This window comes from Serratia sp. SM04 (genome assembly GCF_040280225.1).
Classification (GTDB): Bacteria; Pseudomonadota; Gammaproteobacteria; order Enterobacterales; family Enterobacteriaceae; genus Serratia; species Serratia sarumanii.
This window is the reverse complement of record NZ_JBEOQT010000022.1, coordinates 850,212-867,399: the sequence shown is the minus strand read 5'-3', so window position 1 is coordinate 867,399 and position 17,188 is coordinate 850,212. Positions and strand designations below refer to the sequence as shown.

The 17,188-nt window shown below is 58.4% G+C and carries 16 protein-coding genes; 11 read left to right on the top strand and 5 right to left on the bottom strand.

The window, feature by feature from the left end; translation table 11 throughout:
* The first annotated feature begins 1 nt into the window (after nt 1).
* The 6 genes from ABTW55_RS24740 (at nt 2) to ABTW55_RS24715 (ending at nt 2,980) form a co-directional block, all read left to right on the top strand.
* Nucleotides 2-415: an Imm63 family immunity protein gene (locus tag ABTW55_RS24740; protein ID WP_060421284.1), complete on the top strand. Its 414-nt coding sequence runs from the start codon at nt 2-4 to the stop codon at nt 413-415.
* 175 nt (nt 416-590) lie between these two features.
* Entirely contained in the window at nt 591-965 is a 375-nt protein-coding gene (locus tag ABTW55_RS24735) for a hypothetical protein (RefSeq protein WP_060421281.1), read from the top strand.
* An 87-nt stretch (nt 966-1,052) separates the two neighbouring features.
* Nucleotides 1,053-1,298 carry a hypothetical protein gene (locus ABTW55_RS24730; protein ID WP_060421278.1) on the top strand — a complete coding sequence of 82 codons (246 nt, stop codon included), beginning with the start codon at nt 1,053-1,055 and terminating at the stop codon, nt 1,296-1,298.
* A complete protein-coding gene (locus ABTW55_RS24725; protein ID WP_072265011.1) occupies nt 1,298-1,687 on the top strand; it encodes a DUF6911 family protein in 390 nt (129 codons plus the stop codon). Before ABTW55_RS24730 ends, ABTW55_RS24725 begins: the two co-directional genes overlap by 1 nt.
* Nucleotides 1,688-2,140: 453 nt before the next feature.
* Complete coding sequence (locus tag ABTW55_RS24720; protein ID WP_072008382.1) at nt 2,141-2,494, top strand: immunity 8 family protein; 354 nt, start codon at nt 2,141-2,143, stop codon at nt 2,492-2,494.
* 174 nt (nt 2,495-2,668) lie between these two features.
* Nucleotides 2,669-2,980 (top strand): hypothetical protein, encoded by a 312-nt coding sequence (locus ABTW55_RS24715; protein WP_060421269.1) that lies wholly within the window; start codon nt 2,669-2,671, stop codon nt 2,978-2,980.
* Nucleotides 2,981-3,042: 62 nt separating this feature from the next.
* Here ABTW55_RS24715 and ABTW55_RS24710 read toward each other — a convergent pair whose 3' ends face one another.
* Nucleotides 3,043-5,109, bottom strand: a complete 2,067-nt coding sequence (locus ABTW55_RS24710) for a carbon starvation CstA family protein (protein ID WP_060421267.1) — start codon at nt 5,107-5,109, stop codon at nt 3,043-3,045.
* Between the two features lie 385 nt (nt 5,110-5,494).
* Between ABTW55_RS24710 and ABTW55_RS24705 the strand changes: the two genes are divergently transcribed.
* Both ABTW55_RS24705 and ABTW55_RS24700 read left to right on the top strand, forming a co-directional pair.
* Entirely contained in the window at nt 5,495-6,658 is a 1,164-nt protein-coding gene (locus tag ABTW55_RS24705) for a M20 aminoacylase family protein (protein ID WP_060421264.1), read from the top strand.
* Nucleotides 6,659-6,688: 30 nt separating this feature from the next.
* On the top strand, nt 6,689-7,999 hold the full coding sequence (locus tag ABTW55_RS24700) for an MFS transporter (protein ID WP_049212557.1): 1,311 nt from the start codon (nt 6,689-6,691) through the stop codon (nt 7,997-7,999).
* A 75-nt stretch (nt 8,000-8,074) separates the two neighbouring features.
* Here the strand turns inward: ABTW55_RS24700 and ABTW55_RS24695 are convergent, their stop codons facing one another.
* Nucleotides 8,075-10,009 carry an exoribonuclease II gene (locus ABTW55_RS24695; RefSeq protein WP_048321642.1) on the bottom strand — a complete coding sequence of 645 codons (1,935 nt, stop codon included), beginning with the start codon at nt 10,007-10,009 and terminating at the stop codon, nt 8,075-8,077.
* A gap of 187 nt (nt 10,010-10,196) precedes the next feature.
* The gene (gene gloA, locus ABTW55_RS24690) at nt 10,197-10,724 is read right to left on the bottom strand and encodes a lactoylglutathione lyase (RefSeq protein WP_004930603.1); all 528 of its coding nucleotides are present in this window, start codon (nt 10,722-10,724) and stop codon (nt 10,197-10,199) included.
* A 99-nt stretch (nt 10,725-10,823) separates the two neighbouring features.
* Between gloA and ABTW55_RS24685 the strand changes: the two genes are divergently transcribed.
* A complete protein-coding gene (locus tag ABTW55_RS24685) occupies nt 10,824-11,678 on the top strand; it encodes a LysR family transcriptional regulator (protein ID WP_060421261.1) in 855 nt (284 codons plus the stop codon).
* Between the two features lie 15 nt (nt 11,679-11,693).
* Here the strand turns inward: ABTW55_RS24685 and ABTW55_RS24680 are convergent, their stop codons facing one another.
* The gene (locus ABTW55_RS24680; RefSeq protein ID WP_060421258.1) at nt 11,694-14,000 is read right to left on the bottom strand and encodes an FdhF/YdeP family oxidoreductase; all 2,307 of its coding nucleotides are present in this window, start codon (nt 13,998-14,000) and stop codon (nt 11,694-11,696) included.
* 282 nt (nt 14,001-14,282) lie between these two features.
* Between ABTW55_RS24680 and dacD the strand changes: the two genes are divergently transcribed.
* Nucleotides 14,283-15,455 carry a serine-type D-Ala-D-Ala carboxypeptidase DacD gene (gene dacD / locus ABTW55_RS24675; protein WP_060421255.1) on the top strand — a complete coding sequence of 391 codons (1,173 nt, stop codon included), beginning with the start codon at nt 14,283-14,285 and terminating at the stop codon, nt 15,453-15,455.
* Between the two features lie 64 nt (nt 15,456-15,519).
* Complete coding sequence (locus ABTW55_RS24670; protein WP_060421252.1) at nt 15,520-16,425, top strand: LysR family transcriptional regulator; 906 nt, start codon at nt 15,520-15,522, stop codon at nt 16,423-16,425.
* Between the two features lie 88 nt (nt 16,426-16,513).
* On the opposite strand, the gene ABTW55_RS24665 is transcribed toward ABTW55_RS24670, so the two are convergent.
* Nucleotides 16,514-17,062 (bottom strand): inclusion body family protein, encoded by a 549-nt coding sequence (locus tag ABTW55_RS24665; protein WP_033634697.1) that lies wholly within the window; start codon nt 17,060-17,062, stop codon nt 16,514-16,516.
* Nucleotides 17,063-17,188 lie beyond the last annotated feature (126 nt).

Below are 17,188 nucleotides of genomic sequence, written 5' to 3'. Positions count from 1 at the left end.
TATGCTGCTCTCTTTTTCTGAAATACAAAGAAAAATTAATGACCTAGGGGCGAGTGTCGGGATTCCTGCAAGTGATTTGCACATTTTTTCATCATCACCTGGTGATGGTAGGCCACATATTTCCTATGATGGTGGTTTGTACAATTATGTATATGCAGAGAGAGGGGTAGAGTTTTTTAGAAAAACAACGAGTTCAAAAGATGAGCTGTTTTATTGGATTATGTCTGACTTCATTTATAAAGTAGCCTTTCAATATGAACTGGAAAATCGTGTTGAGAACAGAGATGGGCGGCGAATTGCGTTCAATAAAGTACTTGATCTTATGGGGATTATTAGTGATGAGTGGAGATTAAAGGCTCAGCATGAAATTGATGATATCCTCACTAAAAATCCGTATATAGATACTTTAAATTAAAGTAACAAAATCCCGGCCAATTCCGCCGACTAAAGTCGGCGGTAGTTGAGCCCGCGACTCCGCTTTTAGTTGACTAACAGTGCTGGTAGATAGACCGGCATTGACTTCGTCTAGCAAAGCAGCGAGCGCTTCGTGGAGGTCACCAGCAATGTCAGTCAGTTACAGTGGTAGAGAAATGACTCTATTTGATGAATGTAAAGAAGCTCTCAGTGCTGATTTCGAAGTGCTTGAAGGTCAGAGAGAGAAGGATGCTCTTAATGTTTTGTATAAATATCCCTTTGCTAATGGGAACTTACTATGGTCTGAATTTAAGTATTCCGATTATGAAGATATAAATGATCTTGTATCTGATAATTATAATAAAAGTTATGATGTGTTCGTTTTTGTGGATGATATTAACATTCCTATTTTTAGAGCTAACCTAATGTTGGTTGCTGAAAATATTTATGATGTTACAGCTTTGTCTCCTAAAATGTTCATTTTTAATAACGAATTGATATTGCAGCCTCTATTTCCAACGGAGATAATCCGTCTAGGTATAAAGGATTAGCAGTATATTATAGCCCGGCCTTGGTGCAGGGCTCTTTTTACTCGTCAGTACCTGAAGCGGCCTGATAAAAATTACCCTAATGGAAATATGGGCACCGCTCATGCAGAAATAGGTGTGATTCAGCAAGCCTTTGATAAAGGAATGACTCAAGGGCGTGAAATGGCGATGAGTGTAACTGGTAAGGAAGTATGTAACTACTGTCTGAGTGATGTAAGAACTATGGCAGAAAAGGCCGGATTAAAGTCACTGACGATATACGAAGAAGCAACTGGTAACGTTCTTTTTTGGCTGCAAGGGATGAAAAAAATAGAGAACCGAGGGCCGGAAAAATGATGAATTATGAACTTTCTTGTCTATGGACTGGTGAGCAATATGCCAGGAATGAGTCCCCTTTATGGCCCGATGTGCTCGATTTTTTAAATATTTTGAAGAATAGTAGTGGTAGTGTAAATATTAGGATCATTAATGCTCCAGAAGTTGGGCCTGACAGACTCAGTGTTGAGGCAGAGAATGGCTTTTATCTGGTGACTTTGCTTGAATATGATGAGTCTGGGAGCGATGTAAGGTCTATATGGGATCAAACCTCTTCTTCTGGGGAAAATGTCATGATTCTTGGTAATTACTGGCCGAAGCGGCAGCTTACTAAGGACTTTGATCTTGTTGTCAGGATCTTTAAAGAGTTCTTTGATACAGGCAATGTTTCAATGGATCTTCTGAATTAAAACAGTAACCCCGGTTTTGACCGGGGTTGTGCTTCTAATCTCTAAATCCTCCCACTTCTCGCCGCCGCGACCGGATCACACCGGGCGCAGCAGAGATCTCCAGGTGTTCCGCCTCGGTGATCCCGGGCTGACTTAGCCAGTCGCCAGCGATAACCTGCTCGCCGTTCTCTCGCGCCTGGTCGGCCCCCAAATCTTGCCGCTGTTGGCTGGCCTGGCAGAGTTCGCGCCAGGTGGTCTTATCGGTGACGGTGGTGATCCAGAGTATGTGATGCTGAAACGTCAGTTGTCATGAGGACCGGGGTAAACTCGAGTGTAGTGATCGCGTCTGCTGAGGCGAAAAACGCCGCCGCCGGCTTGCTGCTGGGAGACAGAGGTGCAGCACAAGGCGCCACCAACATTTGAAACATTAAAAGATGGTCAAAAAACAGGCAGTGCGCACATGGTGATAACTCAATGAAAGGTGAGCTTAAATCTTTAGGTGTTTACTCAGCAGAATTCACTCCAGAAACTTATCAACCTGATGAGATTGATTGTTTTGGATTATGGGTCAACTTATGTATCGGTCCTGAAAATGAGGTCGGAGGGCATGATTATCAAGTGTTAATTTGCACTCCTGAATGGCTTTGTAAGAATCGCTGGGTGCCTGAGCTGATACGTCATACTCTGTTGGTTCGAAAGTACGATCTTGATGAGATCACCAAAACCATCACGGATTATATTGACCAGTGTGAAGGTAGTGACTGGATGGAGATTGCTCAGAAACTCTCTCGTGTTTTTGCTTGGGAATATGAGGATTACCAACCATAAGCAAAATCCGATGTTAGTGAGGGAGCGCTGATAGTCCGCGACACCGGCAAACAGCAGCTGAACCGGGATACCGAGCATGCCAACGACGGCAGCATCAGCCCGATATTCAACAAGGAGAAGGAGCAAAACCGGCTCAAGCAGGCGCAGCTTATCGGCGAGATTGGCGGCCAGGCGATGGACGTGATTCGCACGCAGGGCGATATCGCCGGGCTGAAGGCGCAGGCCAGGGAGCAGCTTGAGAAGAGCGGTAAACCGACGAACGATGCGGCGGTGATGCAGCGGGCATACGACAACACGATGCGGCAATACGGCACCGGCAGCGACCTGCAGAAGGCGGCGCAGGCGGTGACGGGGGCGCTGACGGCGCTGGCGGGCAATAACCTGGCAAGCGGCGCCTCGCCGTACCTGGCGACGGAAATCAAGAAGCGGGTCGGTGAAGACAATATTCCTGGGGGCGACATCTTCAGACAAACTGTCGTCCGTTAACGGCCCAACCCCTTAAGCAGTGCTCTGCTCAAGAGGCCGGCCGTCTATCTCAACCCCGGGACTCAGCCACGGCTGGTTTCCTCCCGCAGTGCGGCGCTGACCTCGTGCGCCGTCGGTTGTTCGGTGCGCAACGCTCGGCGGATGGCGAAGAAGGCGGCGATCAGCATGGTCACCGCCACCAGCATAAAGAACCCGCACAGCGCGGCGTTGATTTGGTTGCTGAATACGATGGTTTCCATGTCTTTCAGCGATTTGGCCGGCGCAATGATCGTGCCTTGCTCGATGCCGGTGGAGAACTTCTTCGCCTGCGCCAGGAAGCCGATGCTCGGTTTCTCATGGAAGATCTTCTGCCAGCCGGCGGTCATGGAGGTGACGAACAGCCAGGCGGTCGGCAGAATGGTGACCCAGGCGTAGCGCTGTTTTTTCATTTTGAACAGCACTACGGTGCCGAGGATCAGCGCCATTGACGCCAGCATCTGGTTGCCGATGCCGAACAGCGGCCACAGGGTATTGATGCCGCCAAGCGGATCGACCACGCCCTGATACACGAAGAAGCCCCAGCCGGCCACCGCCACCGTGGTGCCCGCCAGGTTGCCGAACCACGAACGGTTGTTGGCCAGTTGCGGCACCGCCACGCCCACCAGATCCTGCACCATAAAGCGGCAGGCGCGGGTGCCGGCGTCGACGGCGGTCAGAATGAACAGCGCTTCGAACAGAATGGCGAAGTGGTACCAGAAGGCCATCATCGCCCGGCTGTTGAACACCTCGCTGATGATGTGTGCCATGCCCACGGCGAAGGTCGGGGCGCCGCCGGCGCGCGACAGGATGGAGTTCTCACCCACCTCTTTGGCGATCAGCGCCAGCGTTTCCGGCGTGACGATAAAGCCCCAGCTGTTGATGACCTGCGAAGCATTTTCCACCGTGGTGCCGATCAGCGCCGCCGGCGAGTTCATGGCGAAGTAAACGCCCGGATCCAGCACCGAGGCGCAGATCAGCGCCATGATGGCGACGAAAGACTCCATCAGCATGGCGCCGTAACCGATAAAACGGATGTGGCTTTCGCGCTCCACCAGCTTGGGCGTAGTGCCGCTGGAGACCAGCGCGTGGAAGCCGGAAATGGCGCCGCAGGCGATGGTGATGAACAGGAACGGGAACAGGGCGCCGGCGAACACCGGGCCGCTGCCGTCGATGAAGCGCGAAACCGCCGGCATTTTCATCTCCGGCATGGCGAAGACGATGCCGATGGCCAGGCCGATGATGACGCCGATTTTCATAAAGGTGGAAAGGTAGTCGCGCGGCGCCAGCAGCAGCCACACCGGCAGCACCGAAGCGACGAAGCCGTAGATCACCAGCACCCAGGTCAGGGTGGTGCCGTGCAGCGTGAAGAACGGCCCCCAGTAGGGATCTTGCGCCACGTTGCCGCCGTAAATGATCGCCAGCAGCATCAGCACGAAGCCAATCACCGAAATTTCAGCGATCTTGCCCGGCCGGATAAAACGCATGTAGATGCCCATGAACAGCGCGATCGGGATGGTGGCGGCGATGGTGAACAGCCCCCACGGGCTGTCGGCCAGCGCTTTTACCACCACCAGCGCCAGCGCTGACAGGATGATGATCATCACCCCCAGCGCGCCGAGCATGGTGATCACCCCGGCGAAGGCGCCCAACTCTTGCTTGGCCATTTCCCCCAGCGAACGCCCGTCGCGGCGCGTGGAAATGAACAGCACCAGGAAATCCTGCACCGCGCCGGCCAGCATGACGCCGACCAGGATCCAGATGGTCCCCGGCAGGAAGCCCATCTGCGCGGCCAGAATCGGCCCCACCAGCGGCCCGGCGCCGGCGATGGCGGCGAAGTGGTGGCCGAACAGCACCCATTTGTTGGTGGGCACATAGTCCAGGCCGTCGTTGCGGCGTTCGGCCGGGGTCAGACGGCGGTCGTCCAGCTCAAAGACCTTGTCGGCAATGAACCGGCTGTAGAAGCGGTAGGCGATGCTGTAGCAGGCGACGGCGGCGACCACCAGCCAGACGGCGTTGACGTGTTCGCCGCGGCTGAGCGCCAGCATGGCGAAGGCGAAGGCGCCGACCAACGCCACCAGCAGCCAGATAAGTCCGGACCTGATGTTTTTCATGAAACAACTCCTTGGCGTACAGAGGTAAAAATCGACGTTGTTATTTGGAATGACGTTTTAACAGTAGAAGTTTTGCCGCTGAACCGCGGCAGGTCGGATGAGAAATGTGAAGCAGGTGGGGTTTTAGTGTAAAAACAAAGTGATGAAACAGCGTTGGCGCAGGCTGCCGCCCACAGAATCCCGGGCAGTTATTCATTCTGCATTTTCGCGGTGCGTACAGCGAATCATTGTCGTTTTTTATCTGGATACGGCGTCTGGCGGATTATTATTTTATCTGTCGAGGCGAGCCGAAATAAAATTATTCATGCCGTGTTATACCTTTATTTTCACCCTCAGGTTTATTCATTCACCAAATAAATAATAAAATCACGAAAGGAATGTAATTATGATAAATAAAATCATCGAAGGGTATTTACCGCAGCTCACGGCTATTCGGCACGATATTCATCAGCACCCCGAATTGGGTTTCGAAGAGTTTCGCACCAGCGATCTGGTCGCGGATTATCTGAGTTCGTGGGGTTATGAGGTGCACCGCGGATTGGCGGGCACTGGCGTGGTGGGCACGCTGCGGGCGGGCGACGGCGTGAAAAGCCTCGGGCTGCGCGCCGATATGGATGCCTTGCCGATCGAGGAGAACACCGGCAAACCCTGGAGCAGCAGCGTGGCCAACCGCATGCACGCCTGCGGCCATGACGGCCATACCACCATGCTGCTCGGCGCCGCCCGTTACCTGGCGCATACGCGCAACTTCAACGGCACGCTGCACCTGATTTTCCAACCGGCGGAAGAGATGCTGAACGGCGGCGCGCGCATGGTGGAACAGGGGCTGTTCGAGCGCTTCCCCTGCGACGCCATCTTCGCCATGCACAACATGCCGGGCATGCCGCTCGGTGAGTTCTTTTTCCAGCATGGCCCGTTTATGGCCTCGATGGATCAGTTCAACGTGCGGGTGCAGGGGCGTGGCGGCCACGGCGCCATCCCGCAGCTGACGATCGATCCGGTGCTGGTGGCCTCGCATATCACCGTTTCCGTGCAGAGCATCGTCTCGCGCAATATCGATCCGCTGGAAGCGGCGGTGATCACCGTCGGCAGCATCAAGGCCGGTGAGGCGGCCAACGTGATCCCGGACAGCGCGGAGATGAAGCTCAGCGTGCGCTCGCTGGATCGCCAGGCGCGCGCAACCTTGCTGGCGCGCATTCCGGCGCTGATCGAGGCGCAGGCGGCAAGCTTCGGCGCTCACGCGGTGGTGGAACACGTTAACGGCACGCCGGTGCTGGTCAACGACGAAGGGATGACCCGTTTCGCCCACCGCGTGGCACAGCAGCAGTTCGGCGCCGCCCGCGCGCACTATGGCGCCCGGCCGCTGATGGGCAGCGAAGATTTCGCCTTCATGCTCGATGCGCACCCGCAGGGCTGTTACCTGGTCATCGGCAACGGCGATGGCGAAGGCAGCTGCATGGTGCATAACCCGGGATATGACTTTAACGACGGCTGTCTGGCGGCCGGCAGCCATTATTGGGCAGCGTTGGCGGAAGCGTATTTAAAATAAACGCGAAAAATAATAACAGGGAAGATAATGATGAGTGAAAATACGGCTGAAACTCAAACGGCAATAATATCGGCTCCGAACGCCAGCGGCAAAAAGATCATATTCGCCGCCTCTTTCGGTAATGCGCTGGAGTTTTTTGACTTCGGTATTTATAACTTCTTCGTTATTTACATCAGCGTATTGTTCTTTCCACCGTCCAGCGATCCGCATTTGGCATTGCTGTTGGCGTTCGCGACGTTTGGCGTCAGCTTCTTCATGCGGCCGCTGGGCGGCATTCTGATTGGCGCCTATGCCGATCGCTGCGGCCGCAAACCGGCGATGATCCTGACGATTTCCTTGATGAGCCTGGGCACGGCGATGATCGGCTTTGCGCCGACCTACGCCAGCGCCGGCTACTGGGGAACCGTCACCTTGGTAGCGGCGCGCCTGATCCAGGGCGTGGCGGCGGGCGGCGAGGTAGGGGCGTCGATGTCGTTGCTGGTGGAGTCCGCGCCGCCCAACCGGCGCGGCTTCTATTCCAGCTGGTCGTTGGCGACGCAGGGCATCGCCACCGTGGTTGGCGGCGTCACCGCGCTGGCGCTCAGCGCGGCCTTGCCGGTGCTTTCCGGCGAGCCGAACGCCATGGCCGAGTGGGGATGGCGTATTCCTTTCTTTATCGGCGTGGCGTTGGCGCCGCTCGGTTGCTGGCTGCGTCTCGGGCTGGAGAGCGATCGGCCGTCGGTGCCGCGGGCGCACGAGCCGCCTGCGCAGTTGCGCAAGCACTCGCGGGCGGTGGTGCTCGGGGTGATGCTGACCATCGGCGCCACCGTCGCCACTTACATCTCGATGTATTATCTCGGCACCTACGCGGTGAAATACTTGGGGATGGCGCAGGCCTACGGCTATGCCGCGATGCTGCTGGCGGGGCTTGTCACCTTCGGCGGCAGCCTGCTGGTCGGGCACTGGTGCGATCGTTACGGCCGCCTGCCGCTGATCCGTTGGTCGCGGATCGCAATTCTGATCGTGGCCCTGCCGGCGTTTTGGTGGCTGAGCGCGGTGCCGCATCCGGCGGTGCTGTTGCTGATAGTCGCGCTGCTGGTCGGGTTGACCACGCTCGGTTCGGTGCCGACCATGCTGATGATTTCGGAGCTGTTCCCGCAGCGCATTCGCGCTTTGGGGTTTGCGTTGGTCTACAGCCTCGGGGTGGCGATCTTCGGCGGTTTTGCCCAGTACATCGCCTCGCAGTCGATCGCGCTGAGCGGCTCGCTGCTGGCGCCCGCCGTCTATTTGATGCTGGCGACGCTGGCTTCGCTGGCGGTGCTGCCGCTGCTGCGCGAAACCGGCGGCGAGCCGCTGCGCTAGCCGGAATGAGGCGAAAAAAAACGCCGGCGGTTTTCACCGTCGGCGTTTGGCGCTGCTACCGTTTCTGGTTGGCGTTCAGGCCGCAGGGCGGGCGATCACGCTGCGGGTTTCCATGCGCACTTCGGCGATGGTGACCTGCAAGGTGTCGCTCTGGCGGTAAACCACTTCACCCTTGATCTGTACAGTGCCGGTTTCCTGGCTGCACTGCATCTCGTCGCGCACCGCGTGAATAAACGGTGCCGGGATGAAGGCAACGGCGCCGTTGTCCAGCAGGCGCACGCGCAGGCCGCCGCGGGTCACGTCGATGATCTCGGCGTTGAAGCGGGTATCGGTACCGGCCTTGTCCTGCAGGAAGCGAGCGTACAGCCAGTCGCCGACGTCGCGCTCCGCCATGCGGTTGAGGCGGCGGCGCTCCGCCAGCTGTACCGTCACGTCATCCTGCGGTTTTTCCGCCGGCTGCTGGTTGATGATCGCCTTCAGCAGGCGATGGTTGACCATATCGCCGTATTTACGGATCGGCGATGTCCAGGTGGCGTAAGCCTCCAGCCCCAGACCGAAGTGTGGCCCCGGCGTGGTGCTGATCTCCGCGAAGGTCTGGAAGCGGCGGATGCGGCTGTCGAGGAACTGGGTCGGCTGCGCGTCCAGGTGGCGGCGCAGTTCGCAGAAACCGTCGAGGGTCAGCAGCTTGTCGGCTTCGGCTTCCACGCCGTTGGCCTGCAATACGGTGACCGCTTGCTCGACCAGCGCAGGATCGAAACCGGTGTGCACGTTGTACACGCCGAAGCCCAGGCGATCGCGCAGCACGATGGCGGCGCAGACGTTGGCGGCGATCATGCACTCTTCAACGATGCGGTTAGCGCTGCGGCGCTGCTCGGTAACGATCTCCAGCACGTCGCCTTTTTCACCCAGCACGAAGCGGTAGTCCGGGCGATCTTTAAACACCAGCGCATGCTGGTGGCGCCAGGCGTTGCGCGCGTCGCAAACGCGTTTCAGCAGGGCTACCTGCTGTGCGATGGCGTCGCTCGGCGGCTGCCAGCCGGCAATGCCTTCCAGCCAGTCGGACACTTCGTCGTATACCAGCTTGGCTTTGGATTCGATCTCGGCGGCGAAGAACTGAATATCTTCGCCCAGCGCGCCGTCGGCGGCGATGGTCACGCGGCAAGCCAGCACCTGGCGGCGCTCGTTAGGGCGCAGCGAGCACAGGTTGTCCGACAGATCGCGCGGCAACATCGGGATGTTGAAGCCAGGCAGGTAGTTGGTGAAGGCGCGCACGCGGGCGATATCGTCCAGCTTGCTGCCTTGTTCGACGTAGGCGGTCGGATCGGCGATGGCGATGGTCAACTGCAACGAACCGTCGCCGTTGTCGGTCACGTACAGCGCATCGTCCATGTCTTCGGTGCTGGCGCTGTCGATGGTGACGAATTCGAGCGCGGTCAGATCTTCACGCGCCGACGCGGCGGCCGGTTCGCTGAGAGCCAGCATCTCCGGCGCCTCTTTTTCCAGGTTGTGACGCGCCAGCGTCACCCACCACGGGGCGAAATGGTCTTCACCGTTGGTGATAAACTGGGTCAGATCGGCGTTGAAGCCGCGATCGCCTTTCAGCGGATGACGGCGCATTTCCGCCACCGCCCAGTCGCCGGCCTGGAAGTTGTGGGTCAATTCACGCACCGGGCGGCACGGAATCGCCTCTTTCAGCAATGGATGATCGGGCACGATGGACAGACGGTCGTCGCGCTTTTGCACGCGGCCGACAAAGCGCGACAGGAACGGCTCGACCAGGGTTTCCGGCTCGGCGATTTCGCGCTCTTTCTCGGTGTGCAGGGTGGCGATAATGCGATCCCCGTGCATGACTTTCTTCATGTACGGCGGCGGAATGAAGTAACTTTTTTGACCGTCTACTTCAAGAAAGCCAAAGCCTTTCTCAGTCCCTTTCACGACGCCTTCAACGCGCGGGGTTTGAGAGTGAAGTTGCTGTTTAAGCTGCGCCAGCAGCGGGTTATCTTGAAACATATCGTCCAGTGAATGGGTTGTGAGTGGCAAGATTTGCGGCTGACAGTTTTACGCGAATCACCCGCTGCGAGCAAGCCTAACGTCACTGAACCCCGCGTTGCCGCGCGATTTTGCGCAAGATTGGTCAATCGAAACGCTATCGATGAAAAACCCCGGCGCGAGGGCCGGGGTGGAGGGCGGGTGACCGTCAGTCTTGCAGCGGCGTCGGCTGCAGGATTTCAATCCAGTAATCGTCCGGATCGCGAATGAACGCCACGTAGTTCATGCGGCCTTCATGCAGGCGTTTCTGGAAGGTGACGCCGAGGCGCTCAAACCGCTCGCAGGCGGCGCGCACGTCCGGCACCGTGACGCACAGGTGGCCAAAGCCGCGCGGCTCGCCGTTGCCGTTGTGATAGTGGAAATCCGCCTGATTTTCGGTGCCGTGGTTATGGGTCAGCTCGAGAATGCCCGGCTGGCTCAGCGCCCAGCGCTTGCGTTCGTCGTCGTCCTGCGGGATCTGTTCACGCGGGCTGCGCGTCAGGTAGCAGATGGTGAAGGCGGCTTCTTCGAACGTTTCCAGATAAACCGGGGTAAAGCCCAGCACGCGGGTGTAGAAATCCAGCGCCTTGGTCAGATCCTTCACGCGGATCATGGTGTGGTTGAACACGTAACCGTCGGTTACCGCATCCGGTTGGGCCGCCACGCCGGGCAGCGTCAGTAGGTCATTCAGTGGCATCAGAGATCCTCCTCAGGGTGTCGGCAGACTGTAGGTGAAATCGATGCTAATCTAAAGTGATTGTTTTTAACTAAAACGCTAACTAAAAGTGAGTGATAGATGAAGCTGAGCCAGCTGAAGTTTTTCTGCACCGTGGTGGAACATAAAACCATCGCCGCCGCCGCGCGCGAGCTGCACTGCGTGCCTTCCAACGTCACGCTGCGGCTGCGCGAGCTGGAGGAGTCGCTGGGCGGCGAGCTGTTTTTCCGCGACAAGAACCGGCTGTACGTCAATCCCAAAGGGCGGCTGTTCTACCAGCAGGCGCGCGACATTGTGGCGCAGGCGGAGCGCAGCAAGCAGCTGTTCGCCGGCGAGCACCAACATGGGCTGCTGAACCTCGGGGCGCTGGATTTCTCGCTGGTCAGCCATTTGCCGGCGCGCATTGCCCGGCTGCGCCGTTTACAGCCTCATCTGCACATCAACGTGCTGAGCCGCGACTCGCTGGTGCTGGAACGCATGTTGATCGACAGCGATCTCGATCTGGCGATCACCGACGGCCCGATAGAACATCCGCTGCTGGCCAGCCAAAGGGCATTCGACGAACGGCTGGTATTGCTGATGCCGGCCGATGCCGGGGAACCCGACGCCGCCACGCTGGCGCCGCTGGAGTTTTACACCTTCAGCCGCGAATGTTCGTTTCGCTTGAAGGTCGATCACTGGCTGGCCTCGCGCGGGCTGAAACCGCGCATGACGCTGGAAATGGAGTCTTATGCCGCGATGGCGGCCTGCGTGCAGGCCGGTTGTGGCGTCGCCTGCGTACCCGGTTCGTTGCTGCCGCTGATCTTGCCGGCGCCGGGGCTGAAGGTGGTGGAAATGGGTGAGGAGGGGGTGAGCGACCTGTATTTCGTCTGGCGACGGCATCAGCTGTCCGACGAGTTGCAGACCATCCTGGCGATATTGGCGCGCCCGGGGTGAACCGGGCGCGCGTTTTCAGGCGATGCGCCGCGAAGGTTGCTGTTCGCTGCGGCGGATCACCACCGGAATCGACTTCGAAGTCGGCGTGCCGGTACCGTCGCCGAAGCTGGCCAGCGGCACCAGCGGGTTGGTTTCCGGGTAGTAGGCCGCCAGGTTGCCACGCGGAATGTCGTAACTCACCAGCTTGAACCCGTCTACTTTACGCACCACGCCATCGTTCCACAGGGTTTCAATCTCTACCCGTTCGCCATCCTGCAGGCCCAGCGCAGCCAGATCCTCCGGATGGATGAACAACACTTCGCGTTGGCCGTAAACGCCGCGATAACGGTCATCCAGACCATAGATGGTGGTGTTGTACTGATCGTGCGAGCGCAGCGTCTGCAGGGTAAACGGCGCTTGCTCGCCGCCCAGTTGCGGGAACAGGGTGGTCGGCAGCGCGGCGGCGCTGAATTCTGCCTTGCCGCTTGGCGTGGCGAAGCGCAGTTCGGCGGCGGCATTGCCCAGGTAGAAACCGCCGGGCTGGTCGCAGCGCCGGTTGAAATCCTCAAAGCCGGGAATGGTGGCGGCGATATGATCGCGGATCAGCGAGTAGTCGTCGGCCAGTTCCAGCCAGTCCAACTGCCGGGTGCCCAGCACCGCGTCGGCGATGCCGCAGACGATCGCCGTCTCCGAACGTTGGGTCTCCGCCAGCGGTTTGCCGATGCCTTCCGAGGCGTGCACCATGCTGAACGAATCCTCGACCGTAATGTACTGCGAGCCGCTGGCCTGCATGTCCAGTTCGGTGCGGCCGAGCGTCGGCAGGATCAGCGCGTCTTTGCCGGTCACCAGATGGCTGCGGTTAAGCTTGGTGCTGATATGCACTGTCAAATCGCAGTTGCGCAGGGCGCGGGCGGTGCGCTCGGTGTCCGGCGCCGCGGCGGCCAGGTTGCCGCCCAGCGCGATCAGCACTTTCACTTCGCCGCGTAGCATCGCTTCGATCGCTTCCACCGTGTTGTGGCCCAGCGCGCGATTGGCGGTGAAGTTAAAGTGGCGCTCCAGGCTGTCGAGCAGCGCTTTGGGCGACTTCTCGTCGATCCCCATGGTGCGGTTACCCTGGACGTTGCTGTGGCCGCGTACCGGGCACAGGCCGGCGCCCGGTTTGCCCAGTTGCCCGAACAGCAGCTGCAGGTTGGTGATTTCGCGCACCGTCGCAATGGAGTGTTTATGCTGCGTCACGCCCATCGCCCAGGTGCAGATCACCCGTTCGGCGCCCTGATAGGTGGCCGCCGCCTGGCGCAGCTGCGCCTCGCTCAGGCCCGACTGCGCGGTAATGGTTTGCCACTCGGTGGCGTCCACCTGCGCCAGGTAAGCCTCTACGCCAACGCTGTGCCGTTCGATAAACGCCAGGTCGAACAGGGCGGGCTCGCCGGCGGCCAGACGCTGGCGGTGGGTTTCCAGCAGGGCTTTTACCATGCCGCGCACCGCCGCCATATCACCGCCCAGATTCGGTTGGTAATAGGAAGAGCTGATCGGCGAGGATTTTGGCGTCAGCATCTGTACCGGATCCTGCGGATCGGCGAACCTTTCCAGCCCACGTTCGCGCAGGGTGTTGAAGCTGACGATGCGCGCGCCGCGTCGGGCGGCGTTTTTCAGGCTGTGCAGCATGCGCGGGTGGTTGGTGCCGGGGTTTTGACCGAACACGAAGATGGCATCGGCCTTTTCGAAGTCATCGATGCGGATGGTGCCTTTGCCGACCCCGATGCTCTGTTTCAGCCCAACGCCGCTCGCCTCGTGGCACATATTGGAACAGTCGGGGAAATTGCTGGTGCCGAGCATGCGGCCGAACAGCTGATAAAGGTACGACGCTTCGTTGCTGGCGCGGCCCGAAGTATACAGCTCGATCTGGTTCGGGTTGTCCATGCCGTTGATGTGCTTGGCGATCAGCGCCAGCGCGTCCGGCCAATGGATAGGCTCATAGTGGTCGGTTTCGGCGTTGTAGCGCATCGGATGGGTGAGGCGCCCCTGATACTCGAGGAAATAGTCGCTTTGCTGCTGCAAGGTGCTGACGCTGTGGGCGGCGAAGAACTCTGGCTCGACGGCGCTGCGCGTCGCTTCCCAACTGACCGCTTTGGCGCCGTTTTCGCAGAAGCTGAAGGTGCTGTGGTTGTCGTCGCCCCAGGCGCAGCCTGGGCAGTCGAAGCCGCGAGCCTTGTTGACGCGCATCAGGTTGCGCATGTTTTTGAGCGTTTGTTTACTGTCGAGGACAAAGCGGGTGGTGGCTTCAAGCGAACCCCAGCCGCCCGCCGGGCCGGTGTAAGGCTTGATTGACGGTTTAAATTTCATGATGACACTTCGCAGGTGGTTGTAGCTAAAAAGTAAACGCTTTTTTATGCGTCTTGCGTATTTATGTCACAAGTTTAGGGGGGCTGCCGGGTGGCGTCTAATCGAATGGGGCAATGGCGGCATAGAGCTTATCTATCGCCGGCGGGCGATGACGTAAACAAATGGTTGCATAAAGACACCCGCTGCAAAAGAGTAATGGTTTCGTCTGAAAGTGAATTAATGCAGTCTATCTTGCGGATTATATTGGCATTTTATTCAGCCTGCGGGCCTGAGGAACACAGCGTGAAGCGTTCAGTATCAGTGGTGATCGGCGGTATATTACTGCCTTTAGTAGCGGCGCAGGCGGCGGGAACGACGCCCCATTTTCCCACCATGACCCCGCCGGCGATAGACGCCGCCTCTTACGTTTTGATGGATTACACCACCGGCCAGGTGTTGGCTGCCGGCAATGCCGATGAACGGCGCAACCCGGCCAGCCTGACCAAACTCATGACCGGGTTGGTGATCGACCACGCGCTTGACCAGCACAAGATTGGTCTTGACGATGTCGTCACCGTGGGGAAAGACGCATGGGCGCAGGGCAACCCGGTGTTCAAGGGGTCTTCGTTGATGTTCCTGAAGCCCGGTGACAGGGTCACGGTACGCGATCTCAGCCGCGGCATTATCATCGATTCCGGCAACGACGCCTGCGTGGCGATGGCGGACTATGTGGCGGGCAGCCAGGCCAACTTCGTCAAGCTGATGAACGAGAAGAGCGCGCAGCTGGGCCTGCAGAACACCCATTTCGAAACGGTACACGGGCTGGATGCGCCGGGGCAGTTCACCACCGCCGGCGATCTGGCGGTGATTGCGCGTGCCATTATCATGAGTGAACCGGCGGAATATCATATGTACAGTGAGAAGTCGCTGACCTGGAACGGTATCACGCAGCAGAACCGCAATGGCCTGCTGTGGGATAAGACGCTGCACGTCGATGGGCTGAAAACCGGGCACACCGCCTCGGCCGGCTTCAACATCATCGCCTCCGCCACCGAAGGGGATCGCCGCCTGATCGCCGTGGTGATGGGCGGCAAAAGCGCTAAGGGGCGTGAGGAGCAGGCGCGTAAGCTGTTGACCTGGGGGCTGCGCGACTTTACCACCGTACACCTGTTCAGCGCCGGGCAGAGCCTGGGGGAAGAGCCGGTCTGGTACGGCGAGGATCACCGCTTGCCGGTCGGCAGCGCGCAGAACCAGTCGCTCAGCCTGCCAAAAAACGAAGCGGACAAGCTGAAGGCGCAGTACGTAATCAATACCGCACGGCTGGAAGCGCCGATTGGCAAAGGGCAGACCGTCGGCGAGATCCGCATCAGCGACAATGGCCAGGTGGTGAAAACCCTGCCGCTGGTGGCGCTGCAGGCGGTGCCGCAGGGCGGCGTGTTCTCGCGCCTGGCGGATTACGTGAAGCTGAAGCTCTGACTCGCCGGGCGGGCGACGGCGCCCGGTGGTATACTGATGCGAATGCCGATCATTGAGCCGCGCTATGGATATTAAACAACTGATTTATTTGTGTAATTTAGAACGGGAACGCCACTTCGGCCGGGCGGCGGAAGCCAGCTTCGTTAGCCAGCCGACGCTATCCATGCGATTGAAAAATCTGGAGAAAGAGCTGGGCGTTTCGCTGATTAACCGCGGCAACCATTTCGGCGGTTTTACCGCCGAAGGCGAGCGGGTGCTGGCGTGGGCGCGTGAGATCGTCTCGGTCTACCAGGGGCTGAAGCTGGAGGTGGAGTCGCTCAAGCACGGCTTGCACGGCACGCTGCGCCTTGGCGTGGTACCGCAGTGCAGTATCTCGGTATCGGAAATGCTCAAGGCGGTCAGCGCGCGTTACCCGCATCTCGATTACCGGCTGGCGGTGCTGAGCGCCGATCAGCTGCTGGAGGCGCTGACGGCGCATACCGTTGACATCGGCATCGGCTTTTTCGAGCTGTCGACCTTAAAGGAACTGCATTTCCAATCGCAACCGCTGGTGGAAAACGGCGTCGAGCTGGTATTTCATCCGCAACACTTCCCTAAGCTGGTGGGTGACACGCCGTTGCCGCTGGAGGCGGTGGCCGCCTTGCCGCTGTGCCTGGCCGAGCCGACGCGTTATTTCCGCCGCTATCTCGATCAACACTTCCGCGACGCCGGGTTGACGCTGCACACGCGGCTGGAAACTGCCTCGATCTTCCAACTGCTGGAGGGAATTTTCGTCGGCCTGGGCTGCGGGCTGTTCCCGCGCGGGCAGCTGCAATCGCCGCTGATGCCGGCGTTGCAGCGGCGCCCGGTGGCCATCGGCGCCATGCCGCGTCATGCGGCGGTGGTGGTCGATATGGCGGAGCGCGCCACGCCGTTGGCGCAAAAATTCTTCGACGCCGCCAGCGAGTGGCTGCGTCGGCAAAATGAATAGAGACGTTTAAGTTTACCCGATGTTTCCGCAACGATTATGGCCCCGTGGGGCCATAATCATGTGGTGCCTAACGGTCGACGGAATAAGGTTAATTGCTGATGGTAATGGTCGGATCCCAATAGAAATAACCCAGTAATTTCTGATCGCCGCCGTTTGGCCGATAATAAAGGCCAAATTGGATGCAATAATTTTCCGTGCCGGTATTGCTGATGTCCGCCTGGATGAACCAATAGGTTTGGTTGGTGAAGGTGACGGGGAACACGGTATTTTGCGCCGGCATCATCGAGCTGCGGGTGTACATTTTGAAGGTCGGGTTGGAAAAGACCTGGGTGCCGCTGCCGAACTGCGGCAGCCCGTAGATCAGCACGCCGGCGTCGAAATTGGCGGATTCTGAGGTGCCGGTCCAGCGAATGACGTCGCCGACATTGGCTTTAAAGTTCAAGTCCGCCGTGCCGGAACCGCCGATCACCTGCTCGGAGGTGACGACCATATAAGCGTATTGATGGCCGATACCTGTTGGGTTGCCGGAGTCCTGACTGGGGTTGTTATTCTCGAATGCTTCTATCAGAGCATCGGTATCGATGACGACAATCACGTTAACGATACTGTTGCTGGATTTAAGTTCTTGCTCAGACATGGGGTTACCTCACAATATTTTTTTGCTGTGATGGAAAATCAAAAAATAATGGGGTTGACGGCGAGCGTTTATTTTTAGTGAATATTTGAAATGGAAATCACAACGTCGCTATCGGCTTAATCATAG